Raw genomic sequence first — 15,587 nt, forward strand, 5'->3', positions numbered from 1 at the left:
CCCTCCGCGGTGGTCGTGGAGCTCACCCACCTGGCCACGCTCTACCACGACGACGTCATGGACGAGGCGGACGTCCGCCGCGGGGTGGAGAGCGCAGCCGGCCTCGTCCGGGCCGGTCCCGTCGAAGGTGTCCAGGGCGGTGACGTAGCGGTCGAACAGCTCGCGCAGTTCGGCACGGTCGCGCAGCACCCGTATCTGGTCGCGCAGTTCCGCCAGGTCGTCATGGGTCGATGGCATGGCCTCTCCTGTGGGCGGACTCTCGGTAGTGCGGCGCGCAGGAGTGTCCGCCCACGAACTCCTCGGCCGGAGCGGTCTCGCGCCACGGCCCCGGTCCGCTCAGGCCGGGCGTCCCCCGCCGGGGTTGCCCCGCCAGGTGCGCGCGCCGCGGAAGGCCCGGGGCTGGCGCGGACAGCTCCACCCCGCCAGGGTGGGTCCGCCGCCGGCCGTGCCGCCGTGCTCGCCCTCGTACGCCGCCGCGCGGGCCAGGACGACGGCGGTGAGCGCCGCCAGTTCCTCGGCGTCGGGGCGCCCCTTGACCACGTGGATGAGCCGGCCGGTCTGCGGGTGACTGTCCATGGACTGCTCCTCGTCTGGTGACCTCCCGCCGCCGTTCACTGCGGCGGGTTTCCGTGCTTGCGGGCGGGGATGTCGGCGTCCTTCGAGCGCAGCATCTCCAGGGAGCGGACCAGCACCGCGCGGGTGTCGCGGGGGTCGATCACGTCGTCGACCAGGCCCCGCTCGGCCGCGTAGTACGGGTGCATCAGCTGCTCCCGGTACTCGGCGATGCGCTCCGCGCGGACGGCCTCCGGGTCTTCGGCGGCGGCGATCTCCCGCCGGAAGACCACGTTGGCCGCGCCCTCGGCGCCCATCACCGCGATCTCGTTGGCGGGCCAGGCCAGGGCCAGGTCCGCGCCGATGGAGCGGGAGTCCATGACGATGTACGCGCCGCCGTAGGCCTTGCGCAGGACCAGGGAGATCCGCGGGACGGTGGCGTTGCAGTACGCGTACAGCAGCTTGGCGCCGCGCCGGATGATCCCGTCGTGCTCCTGCTCCACGCCGGGCAGGAAGCCCGGGACGTCGACCAGGGTGACCAGGGGGATGTTGAAGGCGTCGCAGAACTGGACGAACCGCGCGCCCTTCTCGGAGGCCTCGATGTCGAGGACGCCCGCGCAGACCGCCGGGTTGTTCGCGACGATCCCGACGACGTGCCCGTCGAGGCGGGCCAGCGAGCAGACCAGGTTGCGGGCCCAGGCCGGGTGCACCTCGAAGTGCTCGCCCCCGTCCACGACCTCCTCGATGACCGCCCGGACGTCGTACGCCTGCCCGGGCCGCACCGGGACCAGGTCGAGCAGCGCCTCGCAGCGCCGCCCGGCCGGGTCGCCGGAGCGTTCGACGGGGGCCAGCTCCCGGTTGTTGGCGGGCAGCAGCCCCAGCAGGTAGCGGACCTCGGCGAGGCAGGTCTCCTCGTCGTCGTACGCGAAGTGCGCGACGCCCGAGGTCCGGGCGTGCACGTCCGCGCCGCCCAGGCCGTTCTGGGTGATCTCCTCGCCCGTCACCGCGCGGACCACGTCCGGTCCGGTGATGAACATCTGCGAGGTGTCCCGGACCATGAACACGAAGTCCGTCAGTGCCGGGGAGTACGCGGCCCCGCCGGCGCAGGGGCCGAGCATCACCGAGATCTGCGGGATGACGCCCGAGGCCCGGGTGTTGCGCCGGAAGATGCCGCCGTAGCCGGCGAGCGCCGAGACGCCCTCCTGGATACGGGCGCCGGCGCCGTCGTTGAGGGAGACCAGCGGGGCACCGGCCGCGATGGCCATGTCCATGATCTTGTGGATCTTGGCGGCGTGGGCCTCGCCCAGCGCGCCGCCGAAGATCCGGAAGTCGTGGGCGTAGACGAAGACCGTACGGCCCTCGACGGTGCCCCAGCCGGTGACGACCCCGTCGGTGTGGGGCCGCTTCGCCTCCAGCCCGAAACCGGTGGCCCGGTGCCGGCGCAGCGGCTCGACCTCGGTGAAGGAGTCCTTGTCGAGCAGCAGGGCGATGCGCTCGCGGGCGGTCAGCTTCCCCTTGGCGCGCTGCGCCCCGGTCGCCCGCTGGTCACCGCCGCGCGCGGCCTCCTTGATCCGGTTGAGCTCTTCGGTACGGGACCGGAGCGAATCCTCCGCTCTGGACATGGCTGTTCTTCCCCCTCGTTCCTCGCCGCCGCTCAGACCGCGGTGGCGCTCAGCTCGTCCACGGCCTCGGCCAGCCGCGCGGACGTGTGCGTGCTGTGGACGCGGGCCCCCGGCAGGATGCGGCGGACCAGCCCGCCGAGCACCCGGCCGGGGCCCACCTCCACGAACCGGTCCGTGCCCGAGGCGGCGAGCGTCTCCACCGCCCCGGTCCAGCGCACCGGGCTGGTGAGCTGCCCGCGCAGGGCGACGACGGCCTCGGCGGCCGTCCTCACCCACCCGCCGGTGACACCGGAGACCAGCGGGACGGCCGGATCGCGGAACTCCGTCGCGATCAGCGTCTCGGTGAACTCCGCCTCGGCCTCGCCCAGCAGGCTGGAGTGGAACGGGCCGCCGGTCCGCAGCCACTCCACCCGCGCCCCCGCCGCCCGCGCCGCCCCGGTCACCCGGTCCACCGCCTCGGCCTGACCGGACACCACGGTCTGCCGGGGCTCGTTGTCCCCGGCCACCTCCACGATCTGGCCGGTGGCCGCCCGGGTCTCGGCGCACAGGCGCGTGAGGTCCGGGCGGCTCAGGCCGATGACCGCGGCCGTGGCGCTGCCGACCCGGTCCCCGACGGTGGCCACCAGTTCGCTGCGCAGCCGCACGAGCCACAGCGCCTCGGTCCACTCCAGGGTGCCCGCGGCCACCAGTGCCGCGTACTCGCCCAGGCTGTGGCCGGCCACCGCGTCCGGCTCCAGACCCCGGCCGCGCAGCACCTCCAGTACGGCCATGCTGGTCAGGAAGGCGGCCGGCTGCGCCACCGTGGGGTCCTCCAGGTCCCGGGGGGACCCCTCGACGCACAGCCGGGACAGCGGGAACCCGAGGAGGTCGTCGGCGGTGCGGTAGTAGGTGCCGGCGAGGTCGGGCCGCAGCGCGAGCAGCTCCTTGCCCATACCGGCGCATTCGGAGCCCTGGCCCGGGAAGACGAAGGCGGTGCGGGTCATCCGGTCACGTCCTTACTTGCGGTTCAACTGGCGAGGACCGTGTCGCTCGGTCCGGGGGCGGCGGCGCCGCACACGGTGTTGCCTGCGGCCAGCCAGGTGTCGGGCACCCACCTGACGTTGACGACCTTGGGCGCCTGTCCCTTGACCGCCACGGCGGCGGCATGGGTGGTGTCGGCCGGAACGCCGACCATGGTCCAGCCGTCCGGGTGGCGGCCCGCGTCGGTGCCCAGGTAGTCCTCGGCGGGTGAGCGGCTCAACCCTGTCCCAAGCCCCTTGAGAAACGCTTCCTTCCGCGTCCAGATCTGGCCGAAGAGGTGCCGGCGCGCGTCACCGGGCCCGGCCTCGGCGATCTCCAGCTGCTCGTCGGGGTGCAGCGCGCGGGAGCAGATGTCCACCGTCTCGGCGCCGGGGAGTTTCTCCACGTCAACGCCGAGCGGAACCGTTCCGACGCCGACCATGGCCACTCCCCCGCTGTGCGAGAGGGAGTAGTGCAGCGGCGGGGGCGGGGGCGACAGCGCCGGGCGGCCGTGCGCCTCGCCGCAGCCGGGGCAGGGCTCGCGCATGAAGCGGACGTCCTGGGGCAGGGTCGCGGTGTAACGTCCGAGCAGCCGGCGCACGGCGACGTGCGCGGCGGCGTAGAGCATGCCGTCGGAGCGGCGGATGAAGGCGTCGGCGCGCTTGCGCTCCTCGCCGTCGAGTTCGCCGACCGCGAGGGCGTCGGCGTCCGCTCCGGTGGGGCGGCGGATCAGCCAGAGGTCGACCCGGTCGGCGGAGAGGGTGAAGTCGGGCCGGTCCAGGCCCTGGTGGTTCACCACCGGGCGGGCGGCCGGCAGCAGAGTCGTAGTCGTCATGCCGGCACCGCTGCCCCGTGCAAGTGGGCCTCGGGACCGATCTGGCCGGCGAGGCAGTCGATGAGCTCCTGGGCGCTGTTGGCGAGCAGCAGCCGCTGGAGGTTCACGTCGACGCCGAGCGTGGCCTCCATCCGGTACTGGAGTTCGATGCCGGAGATCGAGCCGATGCCGAGGCAGCCCATGGGGCGGCCCGTGGTGTCGACGAGGTGCGGCTCGATGCCGAGGATCCGGCCGAGCTCCTCACGGACGTACTGCTCCAGGATCCGGGTGCGCTCGCGCAGCCCGGCCGTGGCCAGTACGGCCATGTCGGGCCTGGTCATGTGGACCAGGCCGGCTTCTGTTTCGTATGTCTGTGACATGTGAAGTGTGGTCATGATGCTTTCCGGTCGTGGTGGGGACCGCCGGTGGGAGAGGGACCCGGCGGTTCTCAGGAGGGGTCGGTCGAAAGGGGTGCGAGACCGGCGAGGGCCACGCCCGCGCCGGCCAGGCCGACCGCGGTGACCAGCCAGAGCGCCGCGCTCCGGCCGGAGGTCGCGTACAGCGCGGACGCCAGCGCGGGGGTGAGCGCGGCGCCGAGCTGCACGCAGGTCTGGTAGAGGCCTCCGGCCGCCGCCTGGAGGCCGGCCGGCAGGGACCCGGTCGCCTGGAGGTGCAGCGCGGTGAAGGCGAGGACGAAGGCGAGGCCGACGAGGGACATGGCTGGAACCAGTTCGGCATACCGCACACCGCCCGCGCCTGAGTGCGGGTAGAGCGCGTATCCGGCCGGGGCCGCCAGCGCCCCTGCGGCCACGGCCCGGGCCGGTCCCAGCCGGGCGGCGATCCGCCCCGAGTACAGGGCGGTCAGGGCCAGCGGGGCGCCCGCGGGCAGGAACCCGAGGGCGGTCTCCCAGGAACTCCAGCCGGCGCGCCGCAGGTCGAGCGCGGCCACCAGCAGGAAGCCCACGTAGGAGCCGTTGAGCGCGGCCGCCCCGAGCGCGGAGCGCACGAGCGGGGCGTGGCGCAGCAGCGCGGTGTTCACGAGCGGCCGCGGGGAGGCCCGTTCGGCCCGGACGAAGACGAGGCCCGCCGCCACCGCCGCGACGGCGCCGGCCCACGCTCCGCCGGCCAGCGCGTACACGAGCAGCAGCACCGCCGCCGTCAGCGCGCCGCCGGCCACCACCGCGTACCGGCGCGGCCCGCCGCCGGTGCCACCCGCGCCGCCGGTGCCGCCGGTGCCGGCGGGCTCGCGCGGGACCACCCGCAGCCCGGCGGCGAACAGCGCCAGCGCGACGGGCGCCGGGAAGGCCAGGGTCCAGCGCCACCCGGCGCCGGTGAGCGATCCGGCCAGCAGCAGCCCCGAGCAGAACCCGGCGGCGCCGAACAGCGAGTACACGGAGACGGCCCGCCGCCGCGCCTCCCCCTCGGGGACGGAGGCGGTGATGATGGCGAGCCCGGTGGGCGCGGTCAGCGCGACGCAGAATCCTTTCACCACCCGGGTGGCGATCAGCAGGTCCACATCGTCGGCCAGCGCCCCGGCCAGTGAGGCGGCGGCGAAGACGAGCAGCGCGGCGAGGAAGACCCGCCGCCGCCCGAACCACTCCACCAGCCGCCCGCCGAGCAGCAGCGCCCCGCCGAACCCGGCGGCGAAGCCGGTGACGATCCACTGGACCCGGGTGACGGGAGCCCCCAGCCCGCTGCCGACGGCCGGCAGCGCCACCAGGGTCGCGGACACCTCAAGGGCGTCCACCAACATGTTCGCGGCGAGCACCGGGACCAGAGCCCAACGGGCCCCGGCCCGGGCGCCGGAGGCAATGCTCATCGAGGACTACACGCTCGCATTCGGAAGAAGGGGGCGGGGCCGCCCGGGGAGGGATCCCCGGACGGCCCCGCCCACCGCCGGCGTGGCGGCGTGGGATACACACGCCGACGGAGTCAGAGGGGAACGGCGCCGCGCGGCGGCGCCCGGACGAGGCGTCGGTCAGCCCAGCAGCGTGCCGCCGGTCGCGTCCACGAACGACCCGGTGATCCACCGCGCCTCGTCCGTGGCGAGGAACGCCACCACGTCGGCGACGTCCTCCGGCTCGCCGACCCGCCCGAACGCCGACAGCCCCGCCATGTGCTCGACCGCCTCGGGGATGTCGAAGACGGGGCTCCCGTTCCGCGTGATCCCCGGCGCGACCGAGTTGATGGTGATCCCGCGCGGCCCGAGCGCCTTCGCGAAGTGCAGCGCGAGCTGTTCCAGCGCGCCCTTGCTCATCGCGTACGCGATCTCGTCGGGGTTGGCGAACCGCGTCAGCCCGGAGGAGATGTTGATGATCCGCCCGCCGTCCGGCATGTTCCGCAGGGCCCGCTGGATCAGGAAGAACGGCGCCTTCGCGTTCACCGCGAAGATCCGGTCGAACTGCTCCGGCGTGACCTCGTCCGCCGAGACCCCGCCCATCACCCCGGCGTTGTTCACCAGGACGTGCAGGTCGGTGGAGCCGGTCCGCTCCAGGAGGTCCTCCTCCAGTACGGCGAAGAGGCCGTCCACGTCACCGTCGACGCCCAGCTCCGTCCGCACCGCGAACGCCCGTCCGCCGTCCTTCTCGACCGAGGTGACCACCTCGTGCGCGGCCGCCTCGTCCCGGTTGTAGTGGACGGCGACGAGCGCGCCCTCCTGCGCCAGCCGGATCGCGGCCGCCCGGCCCATGCCCCGGCTCGACCCGGTGACCAGCGCGGTCCGGCCGGTGAGCCGCTCCGCGCCGACGCCCCGCCGGACCCCGGCGAGCACCGCCGGGGTGACGGCCGCCCGCGCGGACACCGCCGCGGCCGGGGCGCCGCCCGCGCCGGCCGGGTCCCGTACGGGCGTTGCGGCGGCCGGCCGTTCGGCCCCGAACCAGCGCGTGAGCGCTTCGGCGAGCGGCCCCGCCTCCGGCCCGTCGGCCCAGACCACGTACCCGTCGGGCCGTACGAGGACGGCGCCTGAGGGCCCGCCGGCCGCGTCGCCCACCGACACCGCGGTGACGGTCCGGACCCGGCCGCCCCAGGCCTCCGCCGCCTCGGCGAGCTCCGCCCGCCGCGCCTCGTCGCCCGGCGGCAGGAGCAGCAGCCCCCGCCCCGGCCGCAGCAGGCCCAGCGTCGTGGTGGCCTCCTCGGCGGTGGTGACGTCCCAGGCCGGCACCCGCAGGCCGGGCAGCCCGGTGCCGTCCCCGCCCACCTCGTGGCGGACGGAGAGCCCGGAGACCGCTCCGGCCAGGTGCGTCCGTACGTTCTCGCTGGCGCCGAGCTCCGCGAACACCTCCCGTACGGCGTCCACCTCGGGCCCGCCGAGCAGCAGCAGCGCCTGGGTGCGGACGTTGCTCTGGACGGCCTGCCCGACGGCGTGCCGCTCCTCGTGGTAGGTGTCCAGCAGTGCGTCGGTGCCGTGCCCGGCGATCCGGGCGCCCAGCTTCCAGCCGAGGTTGAAGGCGTCCTGGAGCCCGAGGTTGAGGGCCTGGCCGCCGATCGGCATCTGCTGGTGGGCCGCGTCCCCGGCGAGCAGCAGGCGGCCCCGCCGGTACGCGGAGGCCTGGCGGGAGGCGTCGCCGAACGAGTTCACCCACAGCGGGGTGCCGCCGCCGATGTCCTCTCCGGTGATGCGCTTCCAGGTGTCGGCGACCTCCTCGTAGGAGGGCTGTCCGGGCCTGGGGCGCGCCCCGAACTCGTGGACCATCACCCGCGTCACCCCGTCGGGGCGGCGGGCGGCGATGACGAGCCCGCCGTCCTTGCGCTCGAAGCGCCGGTTGGGGATGTCGATGCCGGTCACGTCGGCGCGCAGCAGTTCCCGCTCGGCGCCGGTGCCGGGGAAGTCGAAGCCGCCGAGCCGGCGGACGGCGCTGTTCTCGCCGTCACAGCCGACGACGTACGCGGCCCGCAGGGTGATCTCCCCGTCCTCGGTGCGTACGGCGGCGAGCACCCCGTCCCCGGTCACGGTCAGCCCGGTCAGCTCGTGGCCGCGCCGGATGTCCGCGCCCAGGTCGGCGGCCCGTTCCCCGAGGACTTCCTCCAGCCGGGTCTGGGCCACCTTCCACTGCCCCGGGTAGGGGCCGGGCAGGCCGAGGTCGAGGGGGATGCCCCCGAAGTGCCCCGCGTTCTCGTGCGGTGCCTCGCCGATCGGGTCGAGCAGACCGCGGCTGTCGAGGACCTCCATGGTGCGGGCGTGCAGGGTGGACGCGCGCGATTCGGAGGTGGGGGCGGTGAGGGTGTCGAGCACCACCACGTCCGTGCCCGCCAGCCGGAGTTCTCCGGCGAGCAGCAGTCCGACGGGGCCCGCGCCGACCACGATCACCTGGGTCTCGGTGAGGTCCTGATCGATGGCCATGGGCGTACTCCCTTTCTGTGGGCGGGTGGGGGCGGAGGGTGGTGGCGGTTGGGCGGCGGGCCGGAGCGGCGGCCCCGGCGAGGGGGCCGCCGCTTCCGGGGGCCCGGCCGCGGAGGGCCGGGCACGTGCGGCTCAGGCGTTGACCGTGACCTTGAGGCTCGCGTTGATGGCCTCGACGAGGGAGCGCGGGGTGGTGTGGTCCGCGAAGATGTCGTCGTCGAGCGTGATGTCGAACTCGCGCTCGATACGGCTGCCGGTCTCCAGCAGCGCCAGCGACTCGTAGCCGAGCGACTCGAAGTCGGTGTCGAGGATGTCGCCGTCGAGGTCGACCTCCTCGTCGGCTCCGGCGCCCTCCAGGAGGATGCGCTTGAGGTCGTCGAAGGTGAATTCCTGCTTGGACACGTGGGGTCCCTTCATCGGTGTTCCGCACCGGTGTTTCCGGCTGCGGGAGTTCGGCGCGGGGCACGCGCGGCGCCCGCCCGCGCCGCCGGGGCGGACGGGGACGGGCGCGGGCTCGGGGGAAGGGCGGGTGCGCTCAGTCGAGCGCGCGCAGCACCACCGCGGAGTTGAAGCCGCCGCGGCCGCGCGCGAGGACCAGCGCGGTGCGCACCGACGCCGTCCGCGGCCGTACGGCCACCAGGTCGATGTCGTACGCCGGGGACGGTTCCACGTTGGTGGTCGGCGGGATCAGTCCCTCGCGCATGGCGAGGACCGCCGAGACCACGTCGACGGGGGCCCCGCCCGCCCCGATCCGCCCGGTGGTGGTCTTGGGCGCGGTGACCGGTACGCCCTGTGGGCCGAAGACCGCGGTGATGGCCTCGGCCTCCTCCCGGTCCAGGCGCGGGACGCCCGCCCCGTCGGCGAAGACCACGTCGACCTCGGCCGGATGGCACCCGGCGTCGGCGAGCGCCGCCTCGGCGGCCCGGCGCAGGCCGGGTTCCCGTCCGCTGCCGGGGCGGGGGTCGAGGGTGGCCCCGTATCCGGCGAACTCGGCGTAGACGTTGCGCGCCCCGCGGGCGGCCGCGCTCTCCTCGTCCTCCAGGATGATCAGCGCACCGCCCTCGCCCGGTACGTAGCCGGAGGCGGCCTCGTCGAAGGGCAGGTAGGCGCGCTCGGGCTCGTCGCTGGTGGACAGGGAGCCGCCGGCGAGGTGCGCGGCCCAGCCGAGCGAGCAGATCGAGGCGTCGAAGCCGCCGGCGGCGATCAGCCGGCTGCCCTTGCGGAGCCTGCGCCGGGCCTGGGCGAGGGCGTCGAGGCCGCCGGCCTGGTCGCCGACGAGGACGCCGGTGGGGCCGCGCAGGTCGTTGCGCACCGCGATCTGGCCGGTGTTGACGGCGTAGAACCAGGCGAAGGACAGGTACGCGCTGACGTGCTTGGGACCCTGGCTCCAGAGCTTGCGCAGCTCGGCCTCGCCGAACTCGGAGCCGCCGGAGCCGGCCGCGGTGACCACGCCCATGTCGCAGGGGTGGAGGTCCCCGGGCTTGATCCCCGCGTCCTCGAAGGCGCAGTCGGTCGCGACGAGGGCCAGCTGCGTGACCCGGTCGGTCTGCGGTACGAGCCGGCCCGGCAGGTGCTCGCCCGGGTCGAAGCCGTGGATCTCCCCGGCGAGGCGCGCCGGGTAGGAGGAGGCGTCGAAGCGGGTGACGGGCCCGATGGCGTTCTTGCCGATGCGGGTCGCCGCCCAGAAGTCCTCCACCCCGAGCCCGCTGGGGGCGGCCACGCCGATGCCGGTGACCAGGGTCCTGGCGCTCATGCGGTCCTCCTGTCGGGCCGGGCCAGCACCATCGCGCTCTGGAACCCGCCGAAGCCGCTGCCGACGGTGAGGACGGCGTCGGTGCGGTGGTCCCGCGCGGCGATCGGGACGTAGTCGAGGTCGCACTGCGGGTCCCGGGTGCGCAGGTTCGCCGTGGGCGGCACGACGTGGTGGCGCATCGCGAGGACGGACGCGGCGATCTCGATGGATCCGACGGAGCCCAGCGAGTGCCCGATCATCGATTTGACGGAGCTCACCGGGGTGCGGTGGGCGTACGGGCCGAGCGCCAGCTTGTAGGCGGCCGTCTCGTGGGCGTCGTTCTGCCGGGTGCCGGAGCCGTGCGCGTTGACGTAGTCGAGGTCGGAGGGGTTCAGGTGGGCCTCGTCGAGCGCCACCGTGATGGCCTCCGCCAGCTCGCGGCCGTCGGGGCGCAGCCCGGTCATGTGGAAGGCGCTGGAGCGCGAGGCGTAGCCGGCGATCTCCGCGTAGAGGGTCGCGCCCCGGCGGCGCGCGCTCTCCAGTTCCTCCAGGACGAACACCGCGGCGCCCTCGCCGAGGACGAAGCCCCGGCGGGTGGCGTCGAAGGGCCGGGAGGCCCGCGCCGGGTCGTCGTTGAGGCTGGTCGTCGCCTTGATCGCGTCGAAACACGCCAGGGTGAGGGGGGTGATGGGCGCGTCGCTGGCGCCGGTGACCATGACGTCGGCGCTGCCCTCGCGGATGAGGTCGACGGCGTGCGCGACGGAGTCGATCCCGGAGGTGCAGCCGGTGGAGACGACCGTGGCGGGCCCCTCGGCGCCGACGGCCCAGGCCACCTCGGTGGCGAAGGAGCCGGGGACGAAGTGGTCGTACAGGTCGCCGGGGACGCGCGTGTGGTCGACCGACGCGAGCCGGCCGTGGTCGGCGGCCGCGCGGTAGGCCTTGTCGAGGCTGGAGACGGCCCCCACACCGGTGCCCATGCTGACGCCGGTGCGGTACGGGTCGGTCCCGGCGAGGTCGAGGCCGCTGTCGGCGACCGCCTCGCGCGCCGCGACCACGCCGAACTGGGCGGCGCGGTCCATGCGGAGGATCTCCTCGGCGGTCAGCCCGTGGAGCTCCGGCAGGAAGTCGGCCTCGGCCGCCACCCGCGAGCGGAAGGGCGCCGCGTCGAAGTGGGTGATCTCCCGCGTGGCCGTGCGCCCCGAGCTCAGCAGCTCCCAGAACTCCCGGACGCCGATGCCGCCGGGCGCCAGCACCCCGATGCCTGTGATGACTACCCGGCGGGCCACGATCGGTGCCCTCCCGTCAGTTCTGCGGTGGCGGGCATCACTCCGTCGCCGTCCAGTCGTAGAAGCGGGTGGCCATGGCGTCCGCGGGGGAGCGCCAGGTCTCCGGGTCGTACGGCTGTATGAAGGGCTGGAGGTCGTAGCTGATGCGCATGAACCGCGGGTCGTTGCGGGACTGCTCGATGCGCTCGCCGCCGTCGTCCTCGGCGAAGTCCTGCAGGTGGAAGTAGAGACCGTTGTACGAGAACAGCCGCCGGCGCAGCGTGCCCATGCGCTCCGGCATGTCGGTGCGGTCGAACTCGGCGAAGATCTTGGCCACCTCGGCGCTCGAACGGACGTCCATCCGCGCCACGATCAGGTTGCTGTGCATTGTTTCTACTCTCTCCGGGGATCGGCGGGGTCAGCGGTCAGCGGGAGGCCGGGCCGTACAGGCGGATGAAGTCGTCGACGCCGTCGGCGATGAGCGCGTCCTCCTCGGCGCGTCCGAGGGGCAGCGCGCCGTGGAAGGAGCGCTGGACGACGGACGAGGGGACCAGCAGGATGAAGCGCTCGGCCGCCTGGTCGGCGTCGGCGATGTCCAGCAGGCCCTCGGCGGCGACCTGCCTGAGGCGGCGGGCGAGTTCGCGGCGGGCCTGGCGGGGGCCGGTGGCCTGCCACTTGTCGACGGCCTCGGCCGGCAGGTGGGTGACCTCGGCGCTGATGTGCCGGACGATCGCGAAGTGCTCGCGGAAGGCCTCCAGCGGCGCCAGCCAGGCCCGGCCCAGCGCGATGAGGTCCTGGCGGAGGTCGTTGATCTCCGCCAGGTAGCTCTCGGCGACGGCCCCGAGGGAGGCGGCGACGGAGGCGGCGCTGTCCAGCAGCACGCCCAGCAGGAGTTGTTCGTGGTCGGGGAAGTGCCGGCCGACGGCGGCCGGTTCGACCCCGGCCTCGGCGGCGGTGGCTTCGGCGGTGCAGTGCCTCCAGCCCTCACGGGCGAGGACGGTCCGGGCCGCCCGGACGATGTCGCGCCGTTCCCCTTCGGGGCCGGCCGGGCGGGCCGGGGCGGCCGGTCCGGTGCCGGGGCCCGTGGGGAGGCGCTCGATCGTTGCTTGCGGCGTTGCCATGTGTGGTTCCTCCGGTTGACGTGCTCGTCGGCCGTCGCCTGCGGCGGCCTCAGGGGGTGCCGGTCGCGCGGGGCCCGGTCGTCAGGGGGTCCCGAACCAGCGGTCGAGCGCCATCGGCAGGTCGTGGTGGCTGCCGGGCGCGGCCCATGCCACGTACCCGTCGGGCCGGATCAGCAGGGCGGTGGTGTCGTGCGGTACGTCGGCGGCCGTGCCGTCACCGCCCGGCCGGGCGGTGACGGTGTCGACCCGTTCGGCCCAGGCGGCGGCCCTGCGGCGCAGCCGCGGGTTGTCCGCCAGGTCGAGCAGCACCCCGCGGGCGGGGCGCAGCAGCTCGGTGCTGGAGGTGGGGCCGTCGGGGCCGGTCAGCTCCAGGTGGGGCATGCGCCGGCCGAGCAGCGGGTGGGTGCCCCGGCCGACCTCGTAGGAGATCTCCAGGCCGGTGACCATGGCGGCGAGGTGGCGGGCCACGTCCTCGTACGCCATGAGTTCCTTGAGCGAGTCGCGCAGCGGCTGCACCTCGGCGCCGCTCAGGAAGAGCAGGCCCTGGGCGCGGGTGTTCATCAGGAGCCGCCGGCCGACCGCGTGGCGTTCGGTGTGGTAGGTGTCGAGCAGGCTCAGCGGGGCCCGCTCCTGCACCACGGAGGCCAGCTTCCAGCCGAGGTTGAAGGCGTCCTGGATGCCGGTGTTCATGCCCTGTCCGCCGGCGGGCAGGTGGATGTGGGCGGCGTCGCCGGCCAGCAGGACGCGGCCGCGCCGGTACTCGGTGACCTGCCGGGCGGCGTCGCCGAAGGCGCTCACCCACACCGGTTCGGCGGCCGAGATGTCATCGCCGGTGAGCCGCTGCCAGGCGGCGGCGACCTCGTCGAAGGAGGGCGGGCCGTCGCGCCGCTGCGGGGGCGTGCCGCGCTCGCAGACCACGATGCGGGTGGTTCCGCCGGGCAGCGGGCCCACCATGACCATGCCGCCGGGGAGGGTCTCGCCGATCATGCGGGGCTTGAGCTCGATGCCCTTGATGTCGGCGAGGAACATCTCCATGGTGGCCGCGGTGCCGGGGAAGTCGAAGCCGGCGGCCTTGCGCACGGTGCTGCGTCCGCCGTCGCAGCCCACCAGCCAGGAGGTGCGCAGGGTGTGCGTGCCGCCGGGGCCGCGGACCTCGACGTCGACGCCCTCGCCGTCGTCGTGGACGGAGAGCACCTCGTGGCCGCGCCGGATGTCGGCGCCCAGGTCGGCGGCCCACACCTCCAGGTGGGTCTCGGTGACCGACTGCGGGACGGTCTTCGCGGCCTGGCAGGCGCCGTCGAGCACGCCGAAGTCGAGGGGCAGTCCGCCGAAGTGGCCCAGCGTGCTGCGCTCGATGTCGCCGAAGCGGGCGAGGAGGCCGCGCTGGTCGAAGGTCTCCATCGTGCGCGTGGTGAAGCCGAGGCCGCGCGATTCGCCCGTCCGCCGCGCCAGGCGTTCCAGGACGATGACGGGGACTCCCGCCACCCGCAGTTCACCGGCGAGCATCAAGCCGGCGGGACCCGCGCCGACGACGATCACAGGGGCGTCCATCACGTCTCCTTGAATTCGCCTCCGGAGACAGTGCACCGGATCTTGACTACAAGGTTCTTCGGGCGCGAGCGGCCGTTCAACAGGGCTGGATTCAGGACTCGGTCAGGTTCCACAAGGGCCGGTCCGCTGGGTCGGGAACCGGCCAAGGAAATGTCAAACAGCGGTCAGGCGTCTCGATCCGGCTCCTACCGGATCGAGTGCGGACCGCTGTCGGGGTTCGTGCGCGGGGGGCCGTCTCAGGCGCGCGCGGCCGCCCGCCGGTCGAAGCAGGTCCGGACGTCGGTCTCGTTGTAGTAGGTGCGGCCCGCGCGGTTGCGCCGGCGCCAGCGCTGCTCGCTGGCCAGCCGGTAGACGGTGCCCGTGGAGGTGTGCCACAGGCGGGCGATGTCGGCGGCGGTGAGCCAGCGTTCGGTGGCCGCGGGGCCGGGCGTCCCGGGTTCCCGGCCGGAGTCCATGGTGCGGCTGAGCTCGCTCCACTGGTCGCTGGTCCAGCGGTGGGCCGGGTCGGCGTCGCAGAGGACCGCCCGGTCGGCGTCTTGGCCGGCGTCCCGTGCGGCGCCGTGGACGGCGACGGTGAGGGAGCCGGCGCAGCCGGGCTCGGGACAGCCGCCGAGGCGGATGCTGCGGGCCTGGTCGGGGAAGGCCGCGCGGCGCCCGGCCCGTACCAGGCGGGCTATCTCCTCGGTGGCCTCGGCGGCGGCGGGGTGGCCGGCGAGCCAGTCCCCGTTGCGCCGCAGGAAGGCGGCGAGGGCGGCGACGGTGCGCGGCGGGGAGGCGAAGCCCCGCTCCTGCGCGACCAGTCCGCTCCAGGAGCCGAGTACGGAGACCATCCTGGCGCGTACGTCGGCGGCGGCCCCGTTGAAGGGCAGGCCGGGCAGGTCTCCGCCGGTCGTCCGCTCGCGCAGGCCCGCGGGGGCCGCGCCGGCGAGCATCCGGCCGCACTCCTCGTAGAGGTGCGCGAGCTCCGCGAGTCCGGAGTCGAGGCGCTCCCGGCAGGGCCGGCACAGCAGGCCGCCGTCGGCCGTGCGCCGGCGGCTGCGCCCGTCGGCGGCCTGGCGGCGGCAGCCCTCCCCCTGGCACGGCGCCTTCACTGCCATGGTTCTCCCCCCTCGGCTCGCAGCGGTGTGGACGGTTCAGCCCTGGCCGAACCGGAAGCCGACGCCGCGGATCGTGATGATCCAGTTGGCGCCGATCTTGTTGCGCAGCGTGCTCACGTGCGTGTCGACGGTCCGGCGGGACCAGGAGTCGCCCCAGACCTGCTGCATCAGCATCTTGCGCGGGATGACCGTGTCGGGGTGCGAGGCCAGGAGGTAGAGCATGTCGAACTCCTTGCGGGTGGTCTCGACGGGCTCCCCGTGCAGGGTCACCTCCCGCGTGCCCGCGTCGATGCGCAGCGGTCCGCAGGTGATGGTGGCCGCGGCGGGCCGCGACGGTCTCGCCCGGCGCATGACCGCCTCCATCCGCGCCATCAGCTCGCGGAACCCGTACGGCTTGACCAGGTAGTCGTCCGCGCCGGCCTGGAGGCCCAGGACGCGGTCCAGCTCACTGCCCCGGGCCGTGACCGCGATGACGGGGATCTCGTGGGCCGCGCG

Annotated in this window: 15 protein-coding genes and 1 pseudogene; 1 reads left to right on the plus strand and 15 read right to left on the minus strand. The window is 74.6% G+C overall.

What is annotated here, in order from left to right:
- Nucleotides 1–162, plus strand: a pseudogene (locus AB0O29_RS29930) (polyprenyl synthetase family protein); the annotation flags it as partial.
- A 174-nt stretch (nucleotides 163–336) separates the two neighbouring features.
- Here the strand turns inward: AB0O29_RS29930 and AB0O29_RS29935 are convergent.
- The 15 genes from AB0O29_RS29935 to AB0O29_RS30005 all read right to left on the minus strand — a co-directional run.
- Nucleotides 337–576 (minus strand): acyl-CoA carboxylase subunit epsilon, encoded by a 240-nt coding sequence (locus AB0O29_RS29935; protein ID WP_365157663.1) that lies wholly within the window; start codon nucleotides 574–576, stop codon nucleotides 337–339.
- 35 nt (nucleotides 577–611) lie between these two features.
- On the minus strand, nucleotides 612–2,174 hold the full coding sequence (locus tag AB0O29_RS29940; protein WP_365157665.1) for an acyl-CoA carboxylase subunit beta: 1,563 nt from the start codon (nucleotides 2,172–2,174) through the stop codon (nucleotides 612–614).
- 32 nt (nucleotides 2,175–2,206) lie between these two features.
- The gene (locus tag AB0O29_RS29945; protein WP_365157668.1) at nucleotides 2,207–3,157 is read right to left on the minus strand and encodes an ACP S-malonyltransferase; all 951 of its coding nucleotides are present in this window, start codon (nucleotides 3,155–3,157) and stop codon (nucleotides 2,207–2,209) included.
- A 23-nt stretch (nucleotides 3,158–3,180) separates the two neighbouring features.
- A complete protein-coding gene (locus tag AB0O29_RS29950) occupies nucleotides 3,181–4,008 on the minus strand; it encodes a 4'-phosphopantetheinyl transferase superfamily protein (protein ID WP_365157671.1) in 828 nt (275 codons plus the stop codon).
- On the minus strand, nucleotides 4,005–4,367 hold the full coding sequence (locus AB0O29_RS29955) for an acyl carrier protein (protein WP_365157674.1): 363 nt from the start codon (nucleotides 4,365–4,367) through the stop codon (nucleotides 4,005–4,007). Before AB0O29_RS29955 ends, AB0O29_RS29950 begins: the two co-directional genes overlap by 4 nt.
- Nucleotides 4,368–4,435: 68 nt before the next feature.
- Nucleotides 4,436–5,806 (minus strand): MFS transporter, encoded by a 1,371-nt coding sequence (locus AB0O29_RS29960; protein WP_365157677.1) that lies wholly within the window; start codon nucleotides 5,804–5,806, stop codon nucleotides 4,436–4,438.
- Between the two features lie 159 nt (nucleotides 5,807–5,965).
- Complete coding sequence (locus AB0O29_RS29965; RefSeq protein WP_365157680.1) at nucleotides 5,966–8,326, minus strand: SDR family oxidoreductase; 2,361 nt, start codon at nucleotides 8,324–8,326, stop codon at nucleotides 5,966–5,968.
- Between the two features lie 132 nt (nucleotides 8,327–8,458).
- On the minus strand, nucleotides 8,459–8,728 hold the full coding sequence (locus tag AB0O29_RS29970) for an acyl carrier protein (protein ID WP_344161479.1): 270 nt from the start codon (nucleotides 8,726–8,728) through the stop codon (nucleotides 8,459–8,461).
- Between the two features lie 133 nt (nucleotides 8,729–8,861).
- Nucleotides 8,862–10,079 carry a ketosynthase chain-length factor gene (locus AB0O29_RS29975; protein WP_365157683.1) on the minus strand — a complete coding sequence of 406 codons (1,218 nt, stop codon included), beginning with the start codon at nucleotides 10,077–10,079 and terminating at the stop codon, nucleotides 8,862–8,864.
- Nucleotides 10,076–11,347 (minus strand): beta-ketoacyl-[acyl-carrier-protein] synthase family protein, encoded by a 1,272-nt coding sequence (locus AB0O29_RS29980; protein WP_365157698.1) that lies wholly within the window; start codon nucleotides 11,345–11,347, stop codon nucleotides 10,076–10,078. Before AB0O29_RS29980 ends, AB0O29_RS29975 begins: the two co-directional genes overlap by 4 nt.
- A 34-nt stretch (nucleotides 11,348–11,381) precedes the next feature.
- On the minus strand, nucleotides 11,382–11,711 hold the full coding sequence (locus tag AB0O29_RS29985) for a TcmI family type II polyketide cyclase (protein WP_100865011.1): 330 nt from the start codon (nucleotides 11,709–11,711) through the stop codon (nucleotides 11,382–11,384).
- Nucleotides 11,712–11,748: 37 nt separating this feature from the next.
- Complete coding sequence (locus tag AB0O29_RS29990) at nucleotides 11,749–12,444, minus strand: TetR/AcrR family transcriptional regulator C-terminal domain-containing protein (RefSeq protein ID WP_365157686.1); 696 nt, start codon at nucleotides 12,442–12,444, stop codon at nucleotides 11,749–11,751.
- Between the two features lie 81 nt (nucleotides 12,445–12,525).
- Nucleotides 12,526–13,995 (minus strand): FAD-dependent monooxygenase, encoded by a 1,470-nt coding sequence (locus tag AB0O29_RS29995; protein WP_365157689.1) that lies wholly within the window; start codon nucleotides 13,993–13,995, stop codon nucleotides 12,526–12,528.
- Between the two features lie 236 nt (nucleotides 13,996–14,231).
- Nucleotides 14,232–15,092: a hypothetical protein gene (locus AB0O29_RS30000; RefSeq protein ID WP_365157691.1), complete on the minus strand. Its 861-nt coding sequence runs from the start codon at nucleotides 15,090–15,092 to the stop codon at nucleotides 14,232–14,234.
- 36 nt (nucleotides 15,093–15,128) lie between these two features.
- Nucleotides 15,129–15,587 (minus strand): response regulator transcription factor (locus AB0O29_RS30005; RefSeq protein ID WP_365157693.1); only part of this gene is annotated, 459 nt, incomplete at its 5' end.

It is taken from the genome of Streptomyces sp. NPDC089915, from assembly GCF_040684675.1.
GTDB lineage: Bacteria > Actinomycetota > Actinomycetes > Streptomycetales > Streptomycetaceae > Streptomyces.